Source organism: Longimicrobiaceae bacterium, assembly GCA_035696245.1.
Classification (GTDB): Bacteria; Gemmatimonadota; Gemmatimonadetes; order Longimicrobiales; family Longimicrobiaceae; genus DASRQW01.
In genome coordinates this window covers 1-19,494 of the sequence record DASRQW010000311.1, presented here as the reverse complement: position 1 = coordinate 19,494, position 19,494 = coordinate 1, and the positions used below count along the sequence as shown (strand labels likewise).

General features: G+C 71.4%; 21 protein-coding genes. 12 read left to right on the top strand and 9 right to left on the bottom strand.

The genetic code is table 11. From position 1 onward, the window contains the following. Positions 1-155: 155 nt before the first annotated feature. Positions 156-1,523 (bottom strand): glycosyl hydrolase family 18 protein, encoded by a 1,368-nt coding sequence (locus VFE05_14700; GenBank protein HET6231319.1) that lies wholly within the window; start codon positions 1,521-1,523, stop codon positions 156-158. Between the two features lie 404 nt (positions 1,524-1,927). Between VFE05_14700 and VFE05_14695 the strand changes: the two genes are divergently transcribed. Continuing rightward, complete coding sequence (locus VFE05_14695) at positions 1,928-2,149, top strand: hypothetical protein (protein HET6231318.1); 222 nt, start codon at positions 1,928-1,930, stop codon at positions 2,147-2,149. 158 nt (positions 2,150-2,307) lie between these two features. On the opposite strand, the gene VFE05_14690 is transcribed toward VFE05_14695, so the two are convergent. The 8 genes from VFE05_14690 to VFE05_14655 form a co-directional block, all read right to left on the bottom strand. Beyond that, the gene (locus tag VFE05_14690; protein ID HET6231317.1) at positions 2,308-2,655 is read right to left on the bottom strand and encodes a hypothetical protein; all 348 of its coding nucleotides are present in this window, start codon (positions 2,653-2,655) and stop codon (positions 2,308-2,310) included. A gap of 272 nt (positions 2,656-2,927) precedes the next feature. Next, positions 2,928-4,028 (bottom strand): hypothetical protein, encoded by a 1,101-nt coding sequence (locus VFE05_14685; protein HET6231316.1) that lies wholly within the window; start codon positions 4,026-4,028, stop codon positions 2,928-2,930. A 474-nt stretch (positions 4,029-4,502) separates the two neighbouring features. Next, positions 4,503-5,651, bottom strand: coding sequence for a glycine oxidase ThiO (gene thiO, locus VFE05_14680; protein ID HET6231315.1), 1,149 nt, complete (start codon positions 5,649-5,651; stop codon positions 4,503-4,505). Beyond that, complete coding sequence (locus VFE05_14675; GenBank protein ID HET6231314.1) at positions 5,648-6,700, bottom strand: M20/M25/M40 family metallo-hydrolase; 1,053 nt, start codon at positions 6,698-6,700, stop codon at positions 5,648-5,650. Before VFE05_14675 ends, thiO begins: the two co-directional genes overlap by 4 nt. A 282-nt stretch (positions 6,701-6,982) precedes the next feature. Then, positions 6,983-7,537, bottom strand: coding sequence for a gamma carbonic anhydrase family protein (locus VFE05_14670; protein HET6231313.1), 555 nt, complete (start codon positions 7,535-7,537; stop codon positions 6,983-6,985). Between the two features lie 4 nt (positions 7,538-7,541). Beyond that, a complete protein-coding gene (locus VFE05_14665; GenBank protein ID HET6231312.1) occupies positions 7,542-8,507 on the bottom strand; it encodes a threonine/serine dehydratase in 966 nt (321 codons plus the stop codon). Then, on the bottom strand, positions 8,494-9,441 hold the full coding sequence (locus VFE05_14660; GenBank protein ID HET6231311.1) for a hemolysin family protein: 948 nt from the start codon (positions 9,439-9,441) through the stop codon (positions 8,494-8,496). The genes VFE05_14665 and VFE05_14660 overlap by 14 nt, the downstream gene beginning before the upstream one ends. Before the next feature lie 46 nt (positions 9,442-9,487). Then, positions 9,488-9,901: a BsuPI-related putative proteinase inhibitor gene (locus tag VFE05_14655; GenBank protein HET6231310.1), complete on the bottom strand. Its 414-nt coding sequence runs from the start codon at positions 9,899-9,901 to the stop codon at positions 9,488-9,490. 237 nt (positions 9,902-10,138) lie between these two features. Between VFE05_14655 and VFE05_14650 the strand changes: the two genes are divergently transcribed. The 11 genes from VFE05_14650 (at position 10,139) to VFE05_14600 (ending at position 19,356) form a co-directional block, all read left to right on the top strand. Beyond that, entirely contained in the window at positions 10,139-10,381 is a 243-nt protein-coding gene (locus VFE05_14650; GenBank protein ID HET6231309.1) for an AtpZ/AtpI family protein, read from the top strand. Then, a complete protein-coding gene (locus VFE05_14645; protein HET6231308.1) occupies positions 10,378-10,743 on the top strand; it encodes a hypothetical protein in 366 nt (121 codons plus the stop codon). Before VFE05_14650 ends, VFE05_14645 begins: the two co-directional genes overlap by 4 nt. Beyond that, positions 10,743-11,732 carry a F0F1 ATP synthase subunit A gene (atpB, locus tag VFE05_14640; protein HET6231307.1) on the top strand — a complete coding sequence of 330 codons (990 nt, stop codon included), beginning with the start codon at positions 10,743-10,745 and terminating at the stop codon, positions 11,730-11,732. Before VFE05_14645 ends, atpB begins: the two co-directional genes overlap by 1 nt. Positions 11,733-11,925: 193 nt before the next feature. Continuing rightward, positions 11,926-12,186: an ATP synthase F0 subunit C gene (locus VFE05_14635; GenBank protein HET6231306.1), complete on the top strand. Its 261-nt coding sequence runs from the start codon at positions 11,926-11,928 to the stop codon at positions 12,184-12,186. Positions 12,187-12,257: 71 nt separating this feature from the next. Then, positions 12,258-12,842 carry a F0F1 ATP synthase subunit B gene (atpF, locus tag VFE05_14630; protein ID HET6231305.1) on the top strand — a complete coding sequence of 195 codons (585 nt, stop codon included), beginning with the start codon at positions 12,258-12,260 and terminating at the stop codon, positions 12,840-12,842. 3 nt (positions 12,843-12,845) lie between these two features. After that, entirely contained in the window at positions 12,846-13,421 is a 576-nt protein-coding gene (gene atpH, locus VFE05_14625) for an ATP synthase F1 subunit delta (protein ID HET6231304.1), read from the top strand. A 110-nt stretch (positions 13,422-13,531) separates the two neighbouring features. Then, positions 13,532-15,223 (top strand): F0F1 ATP synthase subunit alpha, encoded by a 1,692-nt coding sequence (gene atpA, locus VFE05_14620; GenBank protein HET6231303.1) that lies wholly within the window; start codon positions 13,532-13,534, stop codon positions 15,221-15,223. Between the two features lie 32 nt (positions 15,224-15,255). Continuing rightward, positions 15,256-16,122: an ATP synthase F1 subunit gamma gene (gene atpG, locus VFE05_14615; protein HET6231302.1), complete on the top strand. Its 867-nt coding sequence runs from the start codon at positions 15,256-15,258 to the stop codon at positions 16,120-16,122. Positions 16,123-16,151: 29 nt separating this feature from the next. Further along, positions 16,152-17,630 carry a F0F1 ATP synthase subunit beta gene (atpD, locus tag VFE05_14610; protein HET6231301.1) on the top strand — a complete coding sequence of 493 codons (1,479 nt, stop codon included), beginning with the start codon at positions 16,152-16,154 and terminating at the stop codon, positions 17,628-17,630. Then, positions 17,630-17,914 carry a F0F1 ATP synthase subunit epsilon gene (locus tag VFE05_14605; GenBank protein HET6231300.1) on the top strand — a complete coding sequence of 95 codons (285 nt, stop codon included), beginning with the start codon at positions 17,630-17,632 and terminating at the stop codon, positions 17,912-17,914. The genes atpD and VFE05_14605 overlap by 1 nt, the downstream gene beginning before the upstream one ends. A 575-nt stretch (positions 17,915-18,489) precedes the next feature. Then, positions 18,490-19,356 (top strand): PHP domain-containing protein, encoded by an 867-nt coding sequence (locus tag VFE05_14600; GenBank protein ID HET6231299.1) that lies wholly within the window; start codon positions 18,490-18,492, stop codon positions 19,354-19,356. Positions 19,357-19,494 lie beyond the last annotated feature (138 nt).

Genomic DNA, 19,494 nt, shown 5'->3' with positions numbered 1-19,494 from the left:
CCCCTCCCCCGGCCCCTCCCCCGCAAGCGGGAGAGGGGAGAACTGCTTGCAGCGTAAGCGCTTGTGCGATTTTGCGGGCGTCTTCGGATTGGTGATGTAGGGATTCCGCCTGCCGATAGCGCGCTGCTTTGCCGGAGCGGGAGCGCACGGCGAGGTCAGGCGTAGGTCGCGGCGAGGCTGGCGACGACGTCGGTGGGGCCGCCGCTGGCGCGCGGCACGTGTACGATGCTGCCGCTCAGGGCCACGATCGACTGGCCTGGCGGGGCGGCGCAGGTGAACGGCGTGGCGTCGTAGCTGTTCGCCATGCTGCCGAAGGGGCCGAACATCACCCCCTTGCGCGTGGTGAGCGTGATCTGCAGCACGCAGTCCCACCCGAACCAGCCGCCCGTGTAGCCCGAGATCTTCACGAGCGCGTCGCCCGCGGGGATGGAGACCGTGTGGGGGCTGCCGCCGTCGCCGCCGTGCTGGGGAAGTTCGTACGGCATCGGCATGCCTTCCCACGTGCCCGTGCTCAGGGTCTGCACCGCGTCCAGGACGTCGCCCGCGCGCACCAGGAGCTGGGTGATGGGCGGGTTGCCTGCGGCGCCCGCGATGGGCGCGTCGTCGAACCCCGGCCGGGGAACGCCGTGCACGAGCTGGTACAGGATCATCTGCTGCGCCTGCTCGAACTGGAAGTTGCCCGAGTTGATCCGCCACTGGGTGATGACGTCGTACTCCCGGCGGGTCTTCTGGCACCCGTCCCCCCAGTCGAAGCTCGCCGCCTCCTGCGCCGTCTGGTAATAGGGCGTGCCTTCGTCGACGGCCTCGAACTTGGCCCCGTAGGCCAGCAGGCGCTGGTCGATCCCCGCGCTCACGAAATCCTCCGGACAGGTGTGCCCGCTGTAGATCTGCAGGTTCACGAAATCGCATGTGCGGTTGACCGCCGCCGGTTCGAGGTGGTCCGGCTGGTCCGGCGAGAGGGTGAGGAGGTACTTGCGCGGCTGTGCGTCGAAGACGGCGCGGACGGCGTTGAGGACCAGGGCTAACTTCGCCGGGCCGGTATCGCTCGCCAGGCCCTGCTCCCAGTCCACGTCGAAGCCGTCCAGCCGGTATCTCTCCACGTATGCCATGAGGTTGGCGGCGAAGGCATCGGCCGCCTGCTGCCACGTGTCGGGATCGGGGTTGAAGATCCGCTCGATCTCCTGCCCCTCGAAGCCCAGCGTCGCCAGGATCTTGATTCCGGGATTGACCTTGCGCGCATCGCGGATCACCCAATCCATGTAGTCCTGGCTGGTGAGCCCGCCGGGATGATGCCCGCCGAGGCCGAGGCCGACGGTGATCGTGCGGCCGTCGCCCTGCGGCACCGTGTGGGCGCCGGTGGGGAGCGTGTGCACCCAGCAGATGCAGAGGATGTCGAGCGACCGGTACACCCCGTACCTCACCATCGCCTGGTAGCAGCTTTCCGGTGACGTGTAGCTCGTGCCGTCGGGGTGGTCCTCGTCTACCGAGATCCACGCGTTCACGCTCCTGGCCGTTGTGCTCATCGTGTCTCCATGCGGTGGGGGTGGGGATGCAGCTGCGGTCCGGGCCACGCGCGGCATGCCACGCGAAAGCGGACGTAGATCGCCGCGATTGCGCCGCCCGTCACATGCTCGGCAGACCGCTGGCTCGCGGCTTCCACAGTATCGGTGGGGGATCATCGGCGTACAACGCTTTCACGCGGCCGCCCGCAGCGCGCCAACAGCCCACGAGGCCGCATCGTCCGGGAACGACGAAGGTCGCGCGGCTGCTGTGTGTGCGTGGACCTGGCGGGTGCGTGCGAGCCGCCGCAGGATCGGCGTTGCCGGCGCGGATCGGCCCGCGGTGGAACGGTTCTGGCGCTGGTGCGCACATCCGGGCGGCCGACAGCCAGGCCGCCGGCGACGATCACGACAGCGACGGAATGACCATGCGCAAGCTGAGATTCGTGCCCATCCTGACCCTTGCCGCTGGGCTCGCGCTGGCCGCGTGCGAGGCGGGGAGCAAGGCCCAGAACGGCAACCCCGACGCGCAGGGTGCGGGCCAGTCCCCGGAGCGCGGCCAGGGCACCGTGGCCAACGACACCGCGCCTGCACGGCCCGGCCAGCCCACCCAGGCCTCTCCTCCCGGCCAGCCCGGCGGCGGCTCCTGACGACGCCGGGCTCCGCACCAGCGCGGGACGCCGGGCTGAGCACGGGGACGGATCGGCTCGATCGGGAGTGGAGGCAGCGTGATCGGCCGTGAAAAGCAGCGGGGGAGACGGATGCGAATCCGTCTCCCCCGCGCGCCATGGTCCCGCGTATGGATGCGCTACTCCACGGGCGTCTGCTCCCGTTCGCGCGTCCGAAGCTCGTCTTGATGGATGTCTTCCATCACCTGCCGGTAGTCCCTCGCGAACACCTTTCCCGCAATCCCGAAGCTCACCAGCCGGCCGTGAAGCGTGGTGTACGAGAACACCTTCGCATCGTGGTAGAGAAGGTCGTCGCTGTCGTCCTCCTTCAAGCCCAGAAACGAGAGGACCTTGTGCTCCTGGCTGAACGCCCGGGCGGCCTGTGATGCGAACGGCCGCCGGTGCTGCTCGATGCGGGGGTTCATCGCCCAGAGCACGCCGAGCAGGACGATGAAGAGCACGAATGGGATCTGCCGGGATGTTCTCATGAATCACCGTGGTGTGAAGTGGGCGAGCCGTGCCGCGCCGCCGACCAGGTATCGCGGAGGATTGTCGTCGGACGCTTACGCGGAGGGGCTACGCCAGCGGGAGCGTAAGCGTGAAGGTGGAGCCCGAGCCGGGGTGCCCACGGGCGAGCACTCCAGCACGCGGCGAAGCGCGGCCGCGTCCACGGCAGCCCATCCAGGTGGGCTTCGTGCCGTCGTAGCCCGCGGCTAAGTCGCCAGGGCGATGCCGGCCGCACCGATTCTCCGGATCCGTCTCAGCCCGACGGCGGAGGAACGGCGAGGGCGCCGCGCTTGCCGCCGCAGACGCAGAGCTTGACGCTGTCGCCGGGCTCGGGGAGGGTGTAGGCGTTCGCGTCGCCGCCCATCGCGCGGACCACGCGGGGGATGTAGACGTTGTTCAGCTTGAGCGTGGGGATCGGGCGCATCTTCCGGTTCTGCTCGCTGAAGAACGACTCCCAGTGGCCCAGGATCACGTGGCGCGGGCGGATGGTGCGCAGGAACTCGGTGGGCACGTCGTGGTCCGGCCGCACGTCGTGGTAGCCGCCCACGCAGAGCAGGGCCAGGTCGTACCGCGACCCCAGCGCCCCGGGGGGGAAGCCCTCGTGCCGCCACGCCGGGGCGTCGGAGAAGTGAATGCGGTACAGCGTGCTGTCGCGCCGCGGGTCGCGGAACTCGATGACGTACGCGTAGAGGTTGCCTTCCTTCCACTCCCTCGCGGTGCGCGGCAGGCGCACGTACGGCGTGTCGGCGTGGCCGCGGAAGAGCTTGACCGCACGGAAGGCGTGGAACGGGTGCCGCGCGGCGATGGGCATGAATCGCACAGTGCTGTCCGCAGCGGTGCCGGTGGCGATGCCGGGCTCGGCCTTGGGATAGATCCACCGGCCCATCACCAGGTCGGTGCCCGCGCTGTCGTTCACCACGCGCAACCGCGGGTGCACGGGCGATGCGGCCAGCACGTTCTTCATCGTCCCGCTGCCGTAGATGGGCATGCCCGGAAGGTAGCGCAGGGCGATGTCGGGCACGTCCATCAGGTGGTCGATGTGCGCGTGGCCCACCAGGATGGCGCGGATGCCGGCCGTGTCGCCGCCCATCATCGCCATTCCCCGCGCGATTCGCCCGCTGTCCGGCCGCACGCGCCCGAGCAGCGTCTGCACGAAGCTGGCGTTGGAGAAGTACGGCGCCGTGAGCACCGCGTCGTCCCCGTGGCGGATCAGGAATCCCGCCGCACCCAGGAACTGCACCTTCACAGTGTCGCCGCACCCCGCCTCGCACCCCACCGGCGCGAGCCGCTGCGGCGTGGGCGTCGCATGCCCGCACGCACCGGCGAGCGCCGGGAGCACGCAGGCCTGAGCCAAAATTCGGAGTCTCGGAATCGACATCGCAATGTACCGAATTAGGATGACGGGGATCGATCAGCGTAGGAGTTGAGATGCGCCGCTGAGAACGCGTCGGGATTCGCGGAAGGAGGAGCCGCGATCCATCAGTGCAGGGCGGAGATGCCGATGCTGGGCAGGCCCGCCGGCGCGGGCGTGTCCACTCGCTCGCTCACGTGTGCATCCGCGCGCTACGGCGCGAGCGAGGAAGAAGCCGGCGACGCCTGAGGTGCACTGGAACCGGTGGCTCATCGAACGCGCCGGGGGGATTGGAGGGACGTGCGAGGTGGATTTCCGCAGAAGCGGGCGACCTGAGACGAGCTCTCGGAAGCAGGCCCCGAAGCGGTCTTCGCGCCACCGCAGCCCGCGCGTTCACGCGCCAGGGCGGTGCTGGCTACACCGCGATTTCCGGCGTCGTTATCCGCGGCCGGCAGGAAACCCCGGATCGATGCATCATCACGCGATGGATGCAGGGTCGGGCCCGTGTGCAGCTCCGAAGCGTGAGATGCCGAACGGCGCCAGGTCGGTGGATGGGGCGCGGCCCAGCAGCATGTCGCCGATGAGTTGGCCGGTGAGCGGGGCGAGGAGGATGCCGTTGCGGAAGTGGCCGGTGGCGTAGACCAGGCCGTCCACGTCCGGGTCGCGGCCCAGGATCGGCTGGCCGTCGGGCGTGCCGGGGCGCAGGCCGGCCCACGTCTCCGCCACGGGCGCGCTGGAGAGCGACGGCGCCACCTCCATCGCACCGTCGATGAGCATCCGCAGGCCGGCAGGGGTGACGGATTTACGAAAGCCCGCGTGCTCCACCGTGGCGCCCACGATCAGCCGCCCGTCGCTGCGGGGCACCACGTAGCACCGCGGCGAGTCGACGACGTGCCGGAAGATGGGGGGGATGGATTCCAGCGCGAGAAGCTGGCCCAGCACGGGCTCCACCGGCACGGGGCGGGGGAGACCTGCGAGGTGCCCGGCCCAGCATCCCCCCGCGATCACGACCTGCCGCGCGGCGATGCGCTCGCCCCCCGACAGCTCCACGCCCGCGACGCGGTCGCCATCCCGCAGCAGCGCGACCGCATCCGCGCCAAGGCGGAAGCCCGCACCCGCCCGCGCCGCGGCCGCCCACAGCGCTCGGGCGAGGATGCGGTTCTCCACCTGGTGGTCGCCGGGGAAGCGCAGCGCCGATCGCACGGAGGGCGAGACGGCGGGCTCCATCGCCCGCACCTCATCCCCCGAAAGCCGTTCGACCGGCAGCCCCGCGGCGGACTGCCAGGCGAAGCGCTCCTCCAGCTCCGCGTCGTCCGCCTCGCGCAGGGAGAGGTAGAGCGTGCCCGCGTCGTTGTATCCCACGTCCGCGCCCGTCTCCTCGCGCAGCGCGTCCGCCATCTCCGGAAACACCTCGCGCGCGCGAAGGAGCAGATCGAGGAAAGGCCCCGGGTGCGATGCCTCCGCCAGCGGCGAGAGCATCCCCGCTGCCGCGTGCGACGCCTCCGCGCCCGGCTGTCCGCGCTCCACGACGCAGACGGACAGGCCGCCCAGCGCCGCGTGCCGGGCGACCGCGCAGCCGATCACCCCGCCGCCCACCACCACCACGTCCACTGCCGGGCGCGTCACGCCGTGCCGGCCCCGCCGTCGGTCAGGTAGGCGGCGAAGAGGCGCGCGGTGGCTTCCACGTCGGCCGGGTCCACCGCCTCGAAGGGCGAGTGCGAGTAGCGGATGGGAGGAGCGACGAGCAGCGTCTCCATCCCCTGCCGTATGAGCTGCGCCCCGTCCGAAGAGTAGTGGTACAGCACCGCGTCCTGCACGGGGATGCCCTCGCGCCCGGCCACCGCGCGAAGCTCCTCCGCCAGGCGCCGCGAGTAGTGCGCGGAGGTGTCGCGGTGCACCAGCGCGGGGCCGCCGCCCAGCCGCACCGGCACGTGCAAGTCGCTCACGGTGGGGATGTCGCCCGCCAAGCCGTTGTCGATGATGAAGCCCACGTCGTACTCCCGCCCGCCGCGGGCGACACTCGCGACGCCCACCATGCCGATCTCCTCCTGCACGGTGAGCGCGAGCGTCAGGTCGAAGCGCAGGCGCGCCGGGTCCACGCGGCGGGCGACCTCCACCAGCACGGCCACGCCCAGGCGATCGTCCATCGCCTTGCCCATCAGCAGCCGCCCCACCTTCCGGGTCCCGGGGTCCCACACCATCCGCGTCCCGATGCGGATGCCGGCCGCCGCCACCTCTGGCGCCGTCATGCCGCAGTCCACGAACACGTCGTCCCACGACAGGCGGTTCTTCTCCTTCTGCTCCGCGGTGAGCGCGTGCCCGGTGGTCGTGGCGAACACGCCGGGGACAGGGCCGCCGTCTGCAAGGATGCGGAGCGGCGCGCCGAGGAACGCGGGCCCCGCGAAGTGGTCGCGCTCGCCGGGCAGCACGTGCAGGAAGCCCTCGGGGGTGATGGAGCGCACGATCAGCGACAGCTCGTCGGCATGCGCGGCCATCAGCACGCGGGGGCCCGGGCCGGGCAGGTGCAGCAGCAGGTTGCCGACAGGGGTGCGCGTTATCTCCCCGCGCCCCTCCCAGTCCCGCGCGACCCAGTCGGTCACCGCCTCCTCCTGGCCGGTGGGCCCCGGGAGGTCGCAAAGCGTGCGCAGGAGCTCTCCCATGCTTCCGTCGGTCATCCCTCGTCCCCCTCCCGGCCGTTTGTCAGGTCGCGCCGCGCGCATTCGTCGGAAATCTTTCTCGCCGTCATTCTGCCCGCCGCTCATCGTTTGTCGGTCGCGAGCTCGGAAATGCCCCCTCCCGCTCGCTTAGGCTCGCACCCTCCCCCGCCAGCGGGAGAGGGTTGGGCTTCGCTGCGTGCCCGCACCTCAGCGCGGATAGAGCCTCGGGGTTAGTCCCCGCAGGGGGACTTTGCGCAGTCGTTGCCGCGGTTTCAACCGCCAGGCAGAAGCTGCATCCGCTCACTCCTCGTCCGTCCACCCGTCCACGCGTCCGATGCCCTCGCGCAGGTATTGGCGCGACAGGTCGACGTAGTGGCCGGCGCTGTTGAGGATCCAGCCCAGCGACTCGCCCTCCAGCTCCTTCTTGACCCGCGCGGGCGTACCCGCGGCCATGGTGCGCGGGGGGATGCTGGCGCCGTCGCCCACCGTGGCGCCAGCGGCGATCAGCGCCTGCTCGCCCACCTCGGCGCCCTGGAGCACGGTCGCGTTCATCCCGATCAGCGCGCCCCGGCCCACCACGCAGCTCTCCAGGATGGCGCCGTGCCCCACCGTCACCTCGGGCCCGATGATGGTGGGCCCGCGCTGGCTGACGTGCAGGACCACGTTGTCCTGGATGCTGGTGCGGGCGCCCACCCGGATCTCGTGCTCCGGCTCGTCGCCGCGGATCACGGCGCCGAACCACACGCTCGCCTCCGCTTCCACCGTCACGTTGCCGATCACCGTGGCGGTGGGGGCGATGAAGGCGGTGGGGTGGATGCGGGGCCGGATTCCCGCGAACGGTAGTATCGTCGCCATCACGTCATTCCGATAGGATCTCCGCCAGGCGCGGAGCGTCGATGTTGCTTCCGGTGAGCACCGCGGCCACGGGCCCGGCGAGATTGGCGGCCACGCCTTCCAGCAGCGCCGCCGCCACCGTCGCGGACGATCCTTCCGCCACGATCCCTTCTTCCACGTACAGCCAGCGGATGGCGCGGCGCACCGCGGCCTCGCTCACCAGCACGACGTCGTCCACCACATGGCGGACGAGGTCCAGGCTGCGCTGGTCCGTCTCGCCCGAAAGCCCCTCGCACAGCGTGGGCCCCATGGGCGGGATCGTGAGATGACCGGCGGCGAGGGACGCGTGCATGGCCGACGTCTCCTCGCTCTGCACGCCCACCACGCGCACGCCCGGGCCGAGCGCGCGCGCGGCCAGCCCTACGCCGCCGATCAGCCCGCCGCCGCCCACGGGGAGGAGCAGCGTGCGCACGGACGGCAGCTCCTCGAACACCTCCAGTCCCACCGTGCCGTGGCCGGCGACCACGTCCGGGTCGCTGTACGCGTTCACGAATGTCGCGCCGGCCGAGCGCGCGTGCTCCTCTGCCGCGTGGTGCGCGTCGTCGTACCCGCCGCGCACGGTGCGCAGCTCCGCCCCGCAGCGGGCGATGCGGCGCCGCTTGGTCTCCGGCGCGTCCTCCGGCACGAAGACGGTGGCGCGGGCGCCGAGGGAAGACGCCGCCAGCGCCAGCCCCATCCCGTGGTTTCCGGCGGACGCCGACACCAGCCCCCGCGCCCTCTCTTCCGCCGAAAGAAGCGCGACGGCGTTGTACGAGCCGCGCAGCTTGAACGAGCCGGTGCGCTGCATCCCCTCCATCTTCAGCCACACGTCGCAGCCCGCGATCTCCGACAGCGCGGCCGAGCGCTCCAGCGGCGTCCGCCGAACGACGCCGCGCAGCCGGCGCGCGGCGGAGACCACGTCCGATATCGTCGGTGGATCAGTGCGCGCCACGGCCACTCCGCTTCTTCCCGATGTTCTCGGCGGACGTCGCTCCATCTGCCGGCCCGCCGTGGTTCGCATCTCCCGAATCCGCATCTCCCAACTCAGCGTCCTCCGCCGGGTGGTCGCGGAAGAGGTGCGCGCGCAGCACCTGCGTGTCCGACGCGTCCACGATGCGGATGCGGATGCCCTCGCGCACCAGCTCGTCGCCCGCGCGGGGCACGTGGCCCAGCTCGTCCAGCACGTAGCCGTTGAACGAGCGGTGCTCCAGCTGCGGGAAGCTGGTGTTGAAGAAGTGGTTGATCTCGCGCAGGTCCGCGTAGCCCTCCACCGCCACCTCGTTGCGCCCCACGCGCACGATGGGCTGCTCCTCCACGTCGGTCTCGTCCACGATCTCGCCCACCATCTCCTCGAGGATGTCTTCCAGCGTGACCAGCCCGTCGGTGCCGCCGTACTCGTCGATCACCACGCCCAGGTGGATGCGGCGCGCCTGGAAGTCGCGCAGCAGCTTCATGAGCGGGATGCTGCCGGGCACCAGGAAGGGCTCGCGGGCCAGCTCGCCCAGCGGCACGTCGCGCTGCCCGGAGATGAGGGCGCCGTACGCGTCCCGGACGTAGAGGACGCCCACCACGTCGTCGATGGTGTCGCCGTACACGGGGATGCGCGAGTAGCGCACGGTGCCCAGCTGCGGCGCGATCTCGGCCAGCGTGAGCCGCGCGGGCCAGGCGAAGACGTCCACGCGCGGCGTCATCACGTCCCACGCGCGGGCCTCGTCCAGGTGCAGCACCCGGTCTATGATCTGGCGGCGGTGCTCGTCGAGCGGCCGGTCGGACGGGGCCACGATCTGCCCCTCGTCGCCCGCCACGGCGTCGGTCGCGCGGCGGCCCAGGCGCCCCAGAAGAGCGCGCAGCCCGCCGGGCGCGGCCCCGTCGTCGGGCGGCGTCACGGGGCGACGAGCGGGCGCGCCGGGTCGCGGCTCACGGCCGGCGCGTTCAGGGAAGGTCGAAGTAGGTAGACCGCTCGGCCGAGACGCCCAGGGCGGTAAGCCGGCCGCGCGCCGTCAGGCGGCCGCGCAGCCCCGGCTCCGGCCGCCACGACGCCTCCCACGAGCGCGTCTCGCCCGGCGCCAGCATCTCGCTGCGCACCGCCTGCGTGAACATGCGCCCGCGGGCCCAGCTCCACACCTCGCGCTCGCCCTGCAGCACGGTGAAGTCGAAGCTCTGCCCGCTGGGGAAGGTGAGCGCGACCGGCTCGGCGCCCGTGTTGGTGGCGCTCAGCACGAAGCTTACGCTGTCGGGGAAGGTCTTCACCTGGATGGAGGTCGCCAGGCCCGGGGCCGAGGCGGCGGGCGCGCCTGCGGGCTCGGGGCCGGGAGCGGGCGGGTCGCAGCCGGCGAGCGAGGCCATGAGGAACGCTCCGAGAAGGAGGGGAAGAGCGGGCTTGCGCATGCGTGGAGCCCCGGCGGCGGGTGGTCCCGGGCCGCTGCGGAAGGCGCGGCGGCGGCTGGAAAACGCAAGATAGAGGCCCCAAAACGGCAGCGTCAAGCAACCCCGCCGGACTGTCCGCGCACGAGCTTGCGAAAAATTTCACAAGCTCCTATATTGGGCACCATCAAGCCCGGCACCCGTTCCGCGAAGGCGCAAATGGCACCAGATCCCACGCGCCCGCCCAGGTCTCCGGGGCAGGGCCCGGGCGGCGGCGAGATGATGGGAGCGGGCTTCCAGCTGGTGGGGTGCATCCTGGCCGGCCTCTTCGGCGGCCAGTGGCTGGACGCCCGGCTGGGCACCGCGCCCTGGCTCCTGCTGCTGGGCGTGTTCCTGGGCTTCGGCGCCAGCTTCTGGTCCATCTACACCCGCCTGACTCCCCGCGGCGGAGGGCGTAAGTGATCCGCCGCGACGCGATGTTCGCGGCCTGGTGCGTGGCGGTGGCGGTGGTGGTGGTGCTCGCCGGGCGCGTCATGGCGGCCCCCTCGGGCTTCGGCGGGGTGATGGCGGGAGCGGCGCTGGGATGCGTGTTCCAGGTGGTGGCGTTCGCCGTGCTCACGGCGCTCTTCCCCGGCAAGGGGCTGCTGGTTTACGGGGTGGGGATGATGGGGCGGCTGGCGCTGGTGGTGCTCACGGCGCTGCTGGTGCTGCCGGCGGCGGGGCTTCCCGCGGCGCCCACGCTCTTCTCCATGGTGACGGTCCTGTTCGTGACAACGCTGCTGGAGCCGGTGCTCCTGGCGGCCGACCACAAGAAGAAGCTCTGATGATCGCTAGCATCGCCATCCTGTTCGCCCTCGCGGGCGCCCCGCAGACGGCCGCCGCGCAGACGCCGGCGCCCGTCGCCACGCTCGCCCAGGCGCAGGAGGCTCCCGCCGCGGAGCACCGCGCCACCACAGCCGAGCGCGAGCTGCACGCCGAGGGCGCCGAGCACGGGAAGAAGGACGAGGTCGACTTCATGGAGCACATCCTCGACTCGCGCGAGGTCGAGATCCCGTTCACGCACGGGCACTACGAGCTGCCGGCGCCGGGGTCCTGGATGGTCGGCTCCATCGACATGACGCCCACACGGCACGTGGTGTACCTGGGCGTCGCGGGCCTGCTCACGATCCTGCTGGTGTCGATGGCCGCCGCGGCCGCGCGCCGCGCGCCGGCCGGCCGCACGCAGGGCCGCCGGCACAACGCGCTCGAGGCGCTGGTGCTCTTCATCCGCAACGACGTGGTGATGCGCAACATCGACCACGGCGAGAAGTACGCGCCCTTCATCGTCACGCTCTTCTTCTTCGTGCTCTTCGCCAACCTGCTGGGCCTGGTGCCCGGCGGGTCGACCGCCACGGCCAACGTGTCGGTCACCGCGGCGCTGGCGATCATGACCTTCATCATCATCGAGGTCACCGGCATGATGGCGATGGGGACCGCGTACCTGGGCACCATCTTCTACTGGAACAAGGACCTGGCGCTCCCCATGCGGGTGCTCATGTTCTTCATCATGACCCCGGTCGAGGTGGTGAGCAAGATCACCAAGCCCTTCGCGCTGGCCATCCGCCTCATGGCGAACATGGTCGCGGGGCACGTGGTGCTGCTGGCGATCATCTCGCTGATCTTCGTCTTCCAGAGCCTCTGGCTGGCGGGGCCGCCGCTGCTGATGGCGATCGCGCTCAACTTCCTGGAGATCTTCGTGGGCTTCCTGCAGGCGTTCATCTTCGCCCTGCTGGCCAGCGTGTTCATCGGGATGATGCGGCACGCGCACCACTGAGATGGATGGCAGGGCACGCGCGGCCGCCCCGAGCGCCGCGCCGGCGGGGAGTGCTCGCCCCCGTCGCACAGTACCCGGGGCTGGGCTCCCGGGGAGGGCGCGGGCGGCACGCCGCCGAGGAAGCGCCCGGGTCCCACGAGGGGCCGGAGCAGTGCCCGAAACGAACCATCGCACACCGTCCGGAGAGACTTTCATGCAGACTGCGAACATGTTCCTCAGCAACGGCCTGATGGGCGCCGCCCTCGGCGCCGGCCTGGCCGTCATCGGTGCCGGCATCGGCATCGGCCTCATCGGGTCGGGCGCCATGCAGGGTATGGCCCGCCAGCCCGAGATCGCCGGCCAGATCCAGACGGGCGGCCTGATCCTCGCGGCCCTCGTGGAGGGCGCGGCCCTCTTCGCCATCGTGGTGACGTTCCTGATCCAGAGCGGCATCCTGAAAGCGGTCACGCACTAGGACAGCGATACGGACGCGGCGGGGACCATCCCCGCCGCGTCCGGGACTACCTTCTTACTCGACAGAAACCGATGCGTCGCTATCTCGCGGTTCTCACCGCCCTGGTCCTCGGCTCCGCCGCCCCGCTGCACGCGCAGGAGCGCGGCCTGCTCGACCCGAGCTTCGGCCTGATGATCTGGACGATCGTCATCTTCGTGCTCGTCCTGGCCATCCTCTACTGGACGGCCTACCCGGCGATCCTGGGCGCCGTGGACGCGCGCGAGGCGCACATCCGCGAGCTGGCCGAGGCCACCGAGCGCGACCGCGCCGAGGCCGCCCGCCTGCGCGAGGAGCAGGAGCGCCTGCTCGAGGAGACGCGGCAGCGCACGCAGGACGCGATCGCCGAGGGCCGCGCGGTGGGCGAGCGCGTGCGCGAGGAGATCGTGGCCGCCGCGCACCGTGACCGCGAGGAGCTGATGGCCCGCGCGCACCGCGACATCGAGTCCGAGCGCCAGAATGCGCTCGAGGCCGTGCGCCGCGACGCCGTGGACCTGGCGATGGCCGCCGCCGAGAAGCTGGTTCGCCGCAGCCTGGCCACCGAGGACAACCGCCGCATGGTGCTGGACTACCTGGGCCAGGTGCAGGTCGAGCGGCTTCCCGCCGCGACGGGGGCCTGAGCCGTGCGCTCGCAGATCGTCGCCCGCAGCTACGCCGGGACGCTGCTCGCGCTGGCCGAGCGCAACGGCGGGCGGGCCACCGTGGACGCCTTCCTCGAGGCCGCGACGGGGCTGGCCGCGCTGCTGCGCGCCGAGCCCGAGGTGCGCGGCTTCCTGGAGACGCCCCGCATCGCCCCCGCCGCCAAGCGCAAGGCGCTGCGGGCCGCGCTGGAGGGCCGCGCCCCCGAGCTGTTCGTGCGCTTCGTGGAGATCGTGGTAGACAAGCGCCGCCAGGCGCTGCTGCCCGACATCGCCGACGCGTACTCGGACCTGGTGGACCGGCTGGAAGGCCGCACCCGCGTGTCGGTGACGCTCGCCGCCCCGGCCGACGAGGCGCTGCAGGGCGAGATCCGCCGGGCGCTCGAGGCCAAGCTGGGCGTGGCCGTGGTGCCCACCTTCACGATGGACGAGGAGCTGGTGGGGGGAGTGGTCGTGCGCGTGGGCGACCAGGTGCTCGACGGGTCGGTGCGGCGCCGCGCGCAGGAGCTGCGCCGCCGCATGCTGGCCGCCGAGCTGCCGCAGCACGCCGCCGCGGTCTGACGCCCCGGCGCAAGCGAAGTTTTCCAGGGCGGCGCCCCGCGCCGGCCTCGCGGTACTAGAACCACGGCAAGCAACCACCAGCGCCCGCTGGAAGGGAAAGGACATACAAGATGGCTGACACCCAGCTCCGCGCCAGCGAGATCAAGAGCGTCCTGCTCGGCGAGATCGAGCACTACCGCGAGGACCTCCGCGGCGAGCAGATCGGCGAGATCCTCGAGGTCAAGGACGGCATCGCCCGCATCTACGGCCTCATGGGCACCATGGCCAGCGAGATGCTCGAGATCACCGCCCGCCACACCGGCGCCGTGGTCACCGCGCTGGCGCTCAATCTGGAAGAGGACAACATCGGCGCCGTGATCCTCGGCGACTGGACGGGGATCCAGGAGGGCGACCAGGTGCGCCGCACCACGCGCGTGCTCGACATCCCCGTGGGCCCCGAGTTCCTGGGCCGCGTGGTCAACCCGCTGGGCGAGCCGGTCGACGGCAAGGGCCCCATCCACCCCGCGGGCCGCCGCCAGGTGGACATCGTGGCGCCCGGCATCGTGCTGCGGCAGCCGGTGAAGGAGCCCATGCAGACGGGCATCAAGGCCATCGACGCCCTGATCCCCATCGGGCGCGGCCAGCGCGAGCTGATCATCGGCGACCGCGGCACGGGCAAGACGGCGATCGCGGTGGACGCGATCATCAACCAGAAGGGCAACGACGTCGTCTGCGTGTACGTGGCCATCGGCCAGAAGAACTCGACCATCGCGGGCGTGGTGCAGCGCCTGACCGACGCCGGCGCCATGGGCTACACCATCATCGTCGCCGCCTCGGCCTCGGACTCGGCCGCGATCCAGTACATCGCGCCGTACTCGGGCACCGCGCTGGCCGAGTACTTCATGTACACGAAGGACGAGGCCGGCAAGGGCAAGGCGACGCTCTGCGTGTACGACGACCTCTCCAAGCAGGCCGTGGCGTACCGCCAGATGTCGCTCGTCCTGCGCCGCCCGCCGGGCCGCGAGGCGTACCCGGGCGACGTGTTCTACCTGCACTCGCGCCTGCTGGAGCGCGCGGCCAAGCTCTCGGACGAGATGGGCGGCGGGTCGCTGACCGCGCTCCCCATCATCGAGACGCAGGCCGGCGACGTGTCGGCGTACATCCCGACCAACGTGATCTCCATCACCGACGGCCAGATCTTCCTCGAGTCGAACCTCTTCTACTCGGGCGTGCGGCCGGCGGTGAACGTGGGCATCTCGGTGTCGCGCGTGGGCGGCGCGGCGCAGGTCAAGGCGATGAAGAAGGTGGCCGGCAAGCTCAAGGGCGAGCTGGCGCAGTACCGCGAGCTCGAGGCGTTCGCCGCCTTCGGCTCCGAGCTCGACGCCGTCACGCAGCGCCAGCTGGCGCGCGGCGCCCGCTCGGTCGAGGTGCTGAAGCAGCCGCAGTACTCGCCCATGCCGGTCGAGCACCAGGTCGCGATCATCTACGCGCTGACCAACGGCTACCTCGACGAGGTGGACGTGGCGCAGATCCGGGTGTGGGAGCGCGACTTCCACGTCTACCTGCGCGCGCAGCACCCCCAGGTCCTGGCCGCCATCCGCGACGCGAAGGACCTGAGCGCCGACACCGAGAAGGCGCTGGTGGAGGCCATCAAGCACTACGCCCAGCTCTTCGCCGACCCGCACTCGCCGGTGGGCACCGACACCTACGCGAACTCGGCGATCCTGAACGAGACCGACGCCGACCGCCACATGTCGGACGAGCAGCTGCAGCTGGCCCAGCGCCCCGAGGCGAACGCCGCCGGCGCCCGCCAGAGCTACTGAGCAGCGTCCGCCCGCACAACTAGCGAGACGACATGGCCAAGGCCAGAGAACTGAAGGGCCGGATCCGCTCGGTCCAGAACACGCGCAAGATCACGCGGACGATGGAGATGGTGGCCACGTCCAAGCTGAAGCGCGCGCAGGACCGCGTGGAGGCGGCGCGCCCGTACGCCGAGAAGCTGACCGAGGTGATCCGCCGCATCCTCACCCCGGAGCTGGCGGCGCGCTACCCGCTGCTGCGGCAGCCGGAGACGGTGGGCCGCGCCGCGGTGGTGCTGCTCACCGCCAACCGCGGCCTGGCCGGCGCCTTCAACACCAACCTGATCAAGGAAGCGCGCGGCCTGCTGCGCGACCTGCGCGCGAGCGGCGCCCACACCGAGCTGCACGTGGCGGGCAAGAAGGGCGTCTCCTTCTTCCGCTTCCTGGGCGAGCCCATGCGCACCCAGATCACCGACATCGGCGACCGCCCCGGCGCCGCCGACGCCGAGCGCATCGTGGGCACGCTCATGGACGAGTTCGCCCGCGGCGAGCTGGACGCGGTGCACCTGGTGTACGCCAAGTTCAACTCGGCGCTCAGCACCCCACCCACCACCCTCCAGCTCCTCCCGGTGCAGACGCCGGAAGGGGCCGAGAAGGGCCCGGCGGTCGACTACGTGCTGGAGCCCGGCGCCGACGAGATCCTTGGCGCCATCCTGCCGCTGTACGTGCGCAACAGCGTGTACCGCGCGCTGGTGGAGAGCGCGGCGGGCTTCCAGGGCTCGCAGCGCACGGCCATGAAGAACGCCACGGACAACGCGGGCGACATGCTCGAAGCCCTGACGCGGACCTACAACCGGGTCCGGCAGGCCGCCATCACGCAGGAGATCGCCGAGATCGTCGGCGGCGCTGCGGCGCTGGATTAGCGACGGAACACCGACAAGGAGACAGATAGATGGCAGCCATTGCCCCCGAGAAGGCCACCGTCCCGGCCGGCGCCGCGAACGTCGGCAAGGTGGTCCAGGTCATCGGACCCGTGATCGACGCCGAGTTCGAGACCCTGCCCGACATCTACAACGCCGTGCGCATCGCCTACCCGGCCGCCGAGGGGCGGGCGGCCATCGACGTGACGCTCGAGGTGCAGCAGCACATCGGCCGCAACCAGGTGCGCGCGGTGGCCATGAGCGCCACCGACGGCGTGGTGCGCGGCATGGAGGTGGTGGACAGCGGCAGCAGCATCACCGTGCCGGTGGGCGCCAACGCCCTGGGCCGCATCCTCAACGTCCTCGGCGAGCCGGTTGACGAGCGCGGCGCCATGCCGGCCGGCGCGCTGCGCTGGGCCATCCACCGCGAGGCGCCCAAGTTCGTGGACCTCGAGAGCAAGGCCGAGATCCTGGAGACGGGCATCAAGGTGGTGGACCTGCTCACCCCGTACGTGAAGGGCGGCAAGATCGGCCTCTTCGGCGGCGCCGGCGTGGGCAAGACGGTGGTCATCCAGGAGCTCATCCACAACATCGCCATGGGCCACGGCGGCCGCTCGGTGTTCGCGGGCGTGGGCGAGCGGACCCGCGAGGGCACCGACCTGTGGCTCGAGTTCATCGAGAGCAAGCTGATCAACGAGGAGAACCTGGCCGAGAGCTCGGTGGCCCTCGTGTACGGCCAGATGAACGAGCCGCCGGGCGCCCGCCTGCGCGTGGCGCTCACGGGCCTCACCGTGGCGGAGTACTTCCGCGACGTGGAGAACCAGGACGTGCTCTTCTTCGTGGACAACATCTTCCGCTTCACGCAGGCGGGCTCCGAGGTGTCGGCGCTCCTGGGCCGCATGCCCAGCGCCGTGGGCTACCAGCCCACGCTGGCCACCGAGATGGGCCAGCTGCAGGAGCGGATCACTTCCACCCGCAACGGCTCCATCACCTCGGTGCAGGCCATCTACGTGCCGGCCGACGACCTCACCGACCCGGCGCCCGCGACGGCCTTCGCCCACCTGGACGCCACGACGGTGCTCTCGCGCGCCATCTCGGAGCTGGGCATCTACCCGGCGGTGGACCCGCTCGACTCCACCAGCCGCATCATGGACCCCCAGTACGTGGGCCAGCGGCACTACGACGTGGCCACCTCGGTGCAGCGCATCCTCCAGCGCTACAAGGAGCTGCAGGACATCATCGCCATCCTGGGCATGGACGAGCTGACCGAGGAGGACAAGGTGATCGTGGGCCGCGCCCGCCGCATCCAGCGCTTCCTGTCGCAGCCCTTCTTCGTGGCCGAGCAGTTCACGGGCACGCCGGGCGAGTACGTGAAGCTGGAGGACACCATCGCCTCGTTCGAGCGCGTGGTGGCCGGCGAGTTCGACAACCTGCCCGAGCAGGCCTTCTACATGGTGGGCGGCATCGAGGGCGCCGTCGCCAAGGCCGCCAAGCTGGAAGCGGGCGCCTGATGGCGGCCCCCTCCGGCGCCGCGGGCACGGGCGCGCTGCACGTGTCGGTGCTCTCGCCCGAGCAGACGGTCTACGAGGGCGACGCCGACCAGGTGGTGGCGCCGGCGTACGACGGCGAGCTGGGCATCCTGCGCGGCCACGCGCCGCTCATGGCGCTGCTCGGCAACGGCCGCCTGCGCATCACCAGCGGCGGCACGACCTCCGTCTTCACCGTCGACGGCGGGTTCCTCCAGGTGGTCGGCAACGTCGTCACTGTCCTGGCCGAGCACGCCCAGGCCGCGTAGGCGTCCGTTCCGGCAGATGAACGAAGAGGCCCCCGCCGCTCTCCGGAGTGGCGGGGGCTTCTCGCATCCTCCGTCGCCCGGCGATGCGCGCCGAACCGCCGCGCGGCAGCGGTCCCGGCCTCGCACGGAGCCGTCCGACGGTAGGGATGCGATTCATCGCATCCGAGACTTTCCGCCGCACGGATGCCTCGGCCCATCCCGTGTCCGCAGCGCCTCGACTATGGACGCGCCCGAGCATGCACGATTCCGATTCGCTTCCGCACGGCGGCTAACGTAGGTTGATGCGCATCTGCCGTTTCCCGCGGCCGTGCCGATTCCCGACGGTTCGGAACGGCGGGGGAGCGGGAGATGCGCGGCGCCGCATGCCGCTCCGAAAGGGCACCTTCCGCGCTCCGCGTGGTACTTCCACGGAGCGGACGCGTGTTGGTCCGATGCCTGCGATGGCCGGACGGCCGTCGCGGAGACCGGACGATGCGCATCCATCGAAACGGCATCTCTCGCCAGCCAATCGGCCGCACGCGGCTCATCACCGCCGGGACCAGCGCCCGGCGGTGGACTTTATTCCAGCGGACCCCATGAAGCGGATCGACCTCCACATCCACACCCACGCCTCCGACGGGCACCTCGCGCCCGGCGCCGTGGTGCGCGCGGCAGACGCGGCGGGGATGGACCTGATCGCCATCACCGACCACGACACCGCCGCCGGCGTCCCCGAGGCGCTGGAGGCCGCGGGCGGGCTGAACGTGCGCGTGATCCCCGGCATCGAGATCAGCACCAGCCACGGCGCGGCCGAGATCCACGTCCTCGGCTACTTCGTGGACGCGGCGTCCGAGCCCGTCCAGCGGCACCAGCGCGGCTCCGTGCTGCGGCGCGAGGACCGGATGCGGCGGATGGTGGGGCGCCTGCAGGAGCAGGGCATCCCCATCGAGTTCGACGCCGTGGTCGCCGCCGCGGGACCCGAGGCGGCCTCCATCGGGCGGCCGCACCTGGCGCGGGCGCTGCTGGCGGCGGGCCACACGCGCTACTACGGCGAGGCGTTCGACCTGTACCTGCGCGACGGCGGCAGCGCCTTCGTGAGCACCGAGTTCCCGTCGGTGCGCGAGGCCATCGACACCATCCACGGGGCCGGGGGCCTGGCCGTGTGGGCGCACCCGCCGCTGGACCTGTTCGACGCGGAGATCCGGGGGTTCGCGGAGCTGGGCCTCGACGGCGTGGAGTGCTACCGTCCCAACACGCCGCCGGCCGACGCGTTCCTGTTCGAAACGGCGGCGCGCACGCTGGGCCTGCTCACCACCGGCGGCTCGGACTGGCACGGCCCGCACCGCAGCAAGCTGGGCGACTTCACCGTGCGCCCCCACGACATTCGCGAGTTCCTGGAGGCCGCCGAGGCGCGCCTGGACCGCCGCCCGCTCGTCATCCACGGCGACGGCGCCACGGGCTGAGTGTCGCCGGAGGGTTTGCTGTGCCGGCCTTCGCGCGATGCGTGACGACCCGCGGCTGACGGGCTGGATGCGCTTCGGGCGCACCGCTCCGGAGCCGGGTGGCCGGCACCTCTGAACTGCGGTGCCTGCCACCCGTCT

Bases quoted from the DNA above. Each gene is read 5' to 3' on its own strand.
- atpD (HET6231301.1), top strand. From the start codon at position 16,152: ATGGCAGCCATTGCCCCCGAGAAGGCCACCGTCCCGGCCGGCGCCGCG.
- VFE05_14670 (HET6231313.1), bottom strand. From the start codon at position 7,537: ATGGCGACGATACTACCGTTCGCGGGAATCCGGCCCCGCATCCACCCC.
- atpG (HET6231302.1), top strand. From the start codon at position 15,256: ATGGCCAAGGCCAGAGAACTGAAGGGCCGGATCCGCTCGGTCCAGAAC.
- VFE05_14605 (HET6231300.1), top strand. From the start codon at position 17,630: ATGGCGGCCCCCTCCGGCGCCGCGGGCACGGGCGCGCTGCACGTGTCG.
- VFE05_14675 (HET6231314.1), bottom strand. From the start codon at position 6,700: ATGACCGACGGAAGCATGGGAGAGCTCCTGCGCACGCTTTGCGACCTC.
- VFE05_14700 (HET6231319.1), bottom strand. From the start codon at position 1,523: ATGAGCACAACGGCCAGGAGCGTGAACGCGTGGATCTCGGTAGACGAG.
- VFE05_14650 (HET6231309.1), top strand. From the start codon at position 10,139: ATGGCACCAGATCCCACGCGCCCGCCCAGGTCTCCGGGGCAGGGCCCG.
- VFE05_14695 (HET6231318.1), top strand. From the start codon at position 1,928: ATGCGCAAGCTGAGATTCGTGCCCATCCTGACCCTTGCCGCTGGGCTC.
- atpF (HET6231305.1), top strand. From the start codon at position 12,258: ATGCGTCGCTATCTCGCGGTTCTCACCGCCCTGGTCCTCGGCTCCGCC.
- VFE05_14655 (HET6231310.1), bottom strand. From the start codon at position 9,901: ATGGCCTCGCTCGCCGGCTGCGACCCGCCCGCTCCCGGCCCCGAGCCC.
- VFE05_14690 (HET6231317.1), bottom strand. From the start codon at position 2,655: ATGAGAACATCCCGGCAGATCCCATTCGTGCTCTTCATCGTCCTGCTC.
- VFE05_14635 (HET6231306.1), top strand. From the start codon at position 11,926: ATGCAGACTGCGAACATGTTCCTCAGCAACGGCCTGATGGGCGCCGCC.
- atpB (HET6231307.1), top strand. From the start codon at position 10,743: ATGATCGCTAGCATCGCCATCCTGTTCGCCCTCGCGGGCGCCCCGCAG.
- atpA (HET6231303.1), top strand. From the start codon at position 13,532: ATGGCTGACACCCAGCTCCGCGCCAGCGAGATCAAGAGCGTCCTGCTC.
- VFE05_14600 (HET6231299.1), top strand. From the start codon at position 18,490: ATGAAGCGGATCGACCTCCACATCCACACCCACGCCTCCGACGGGCAC.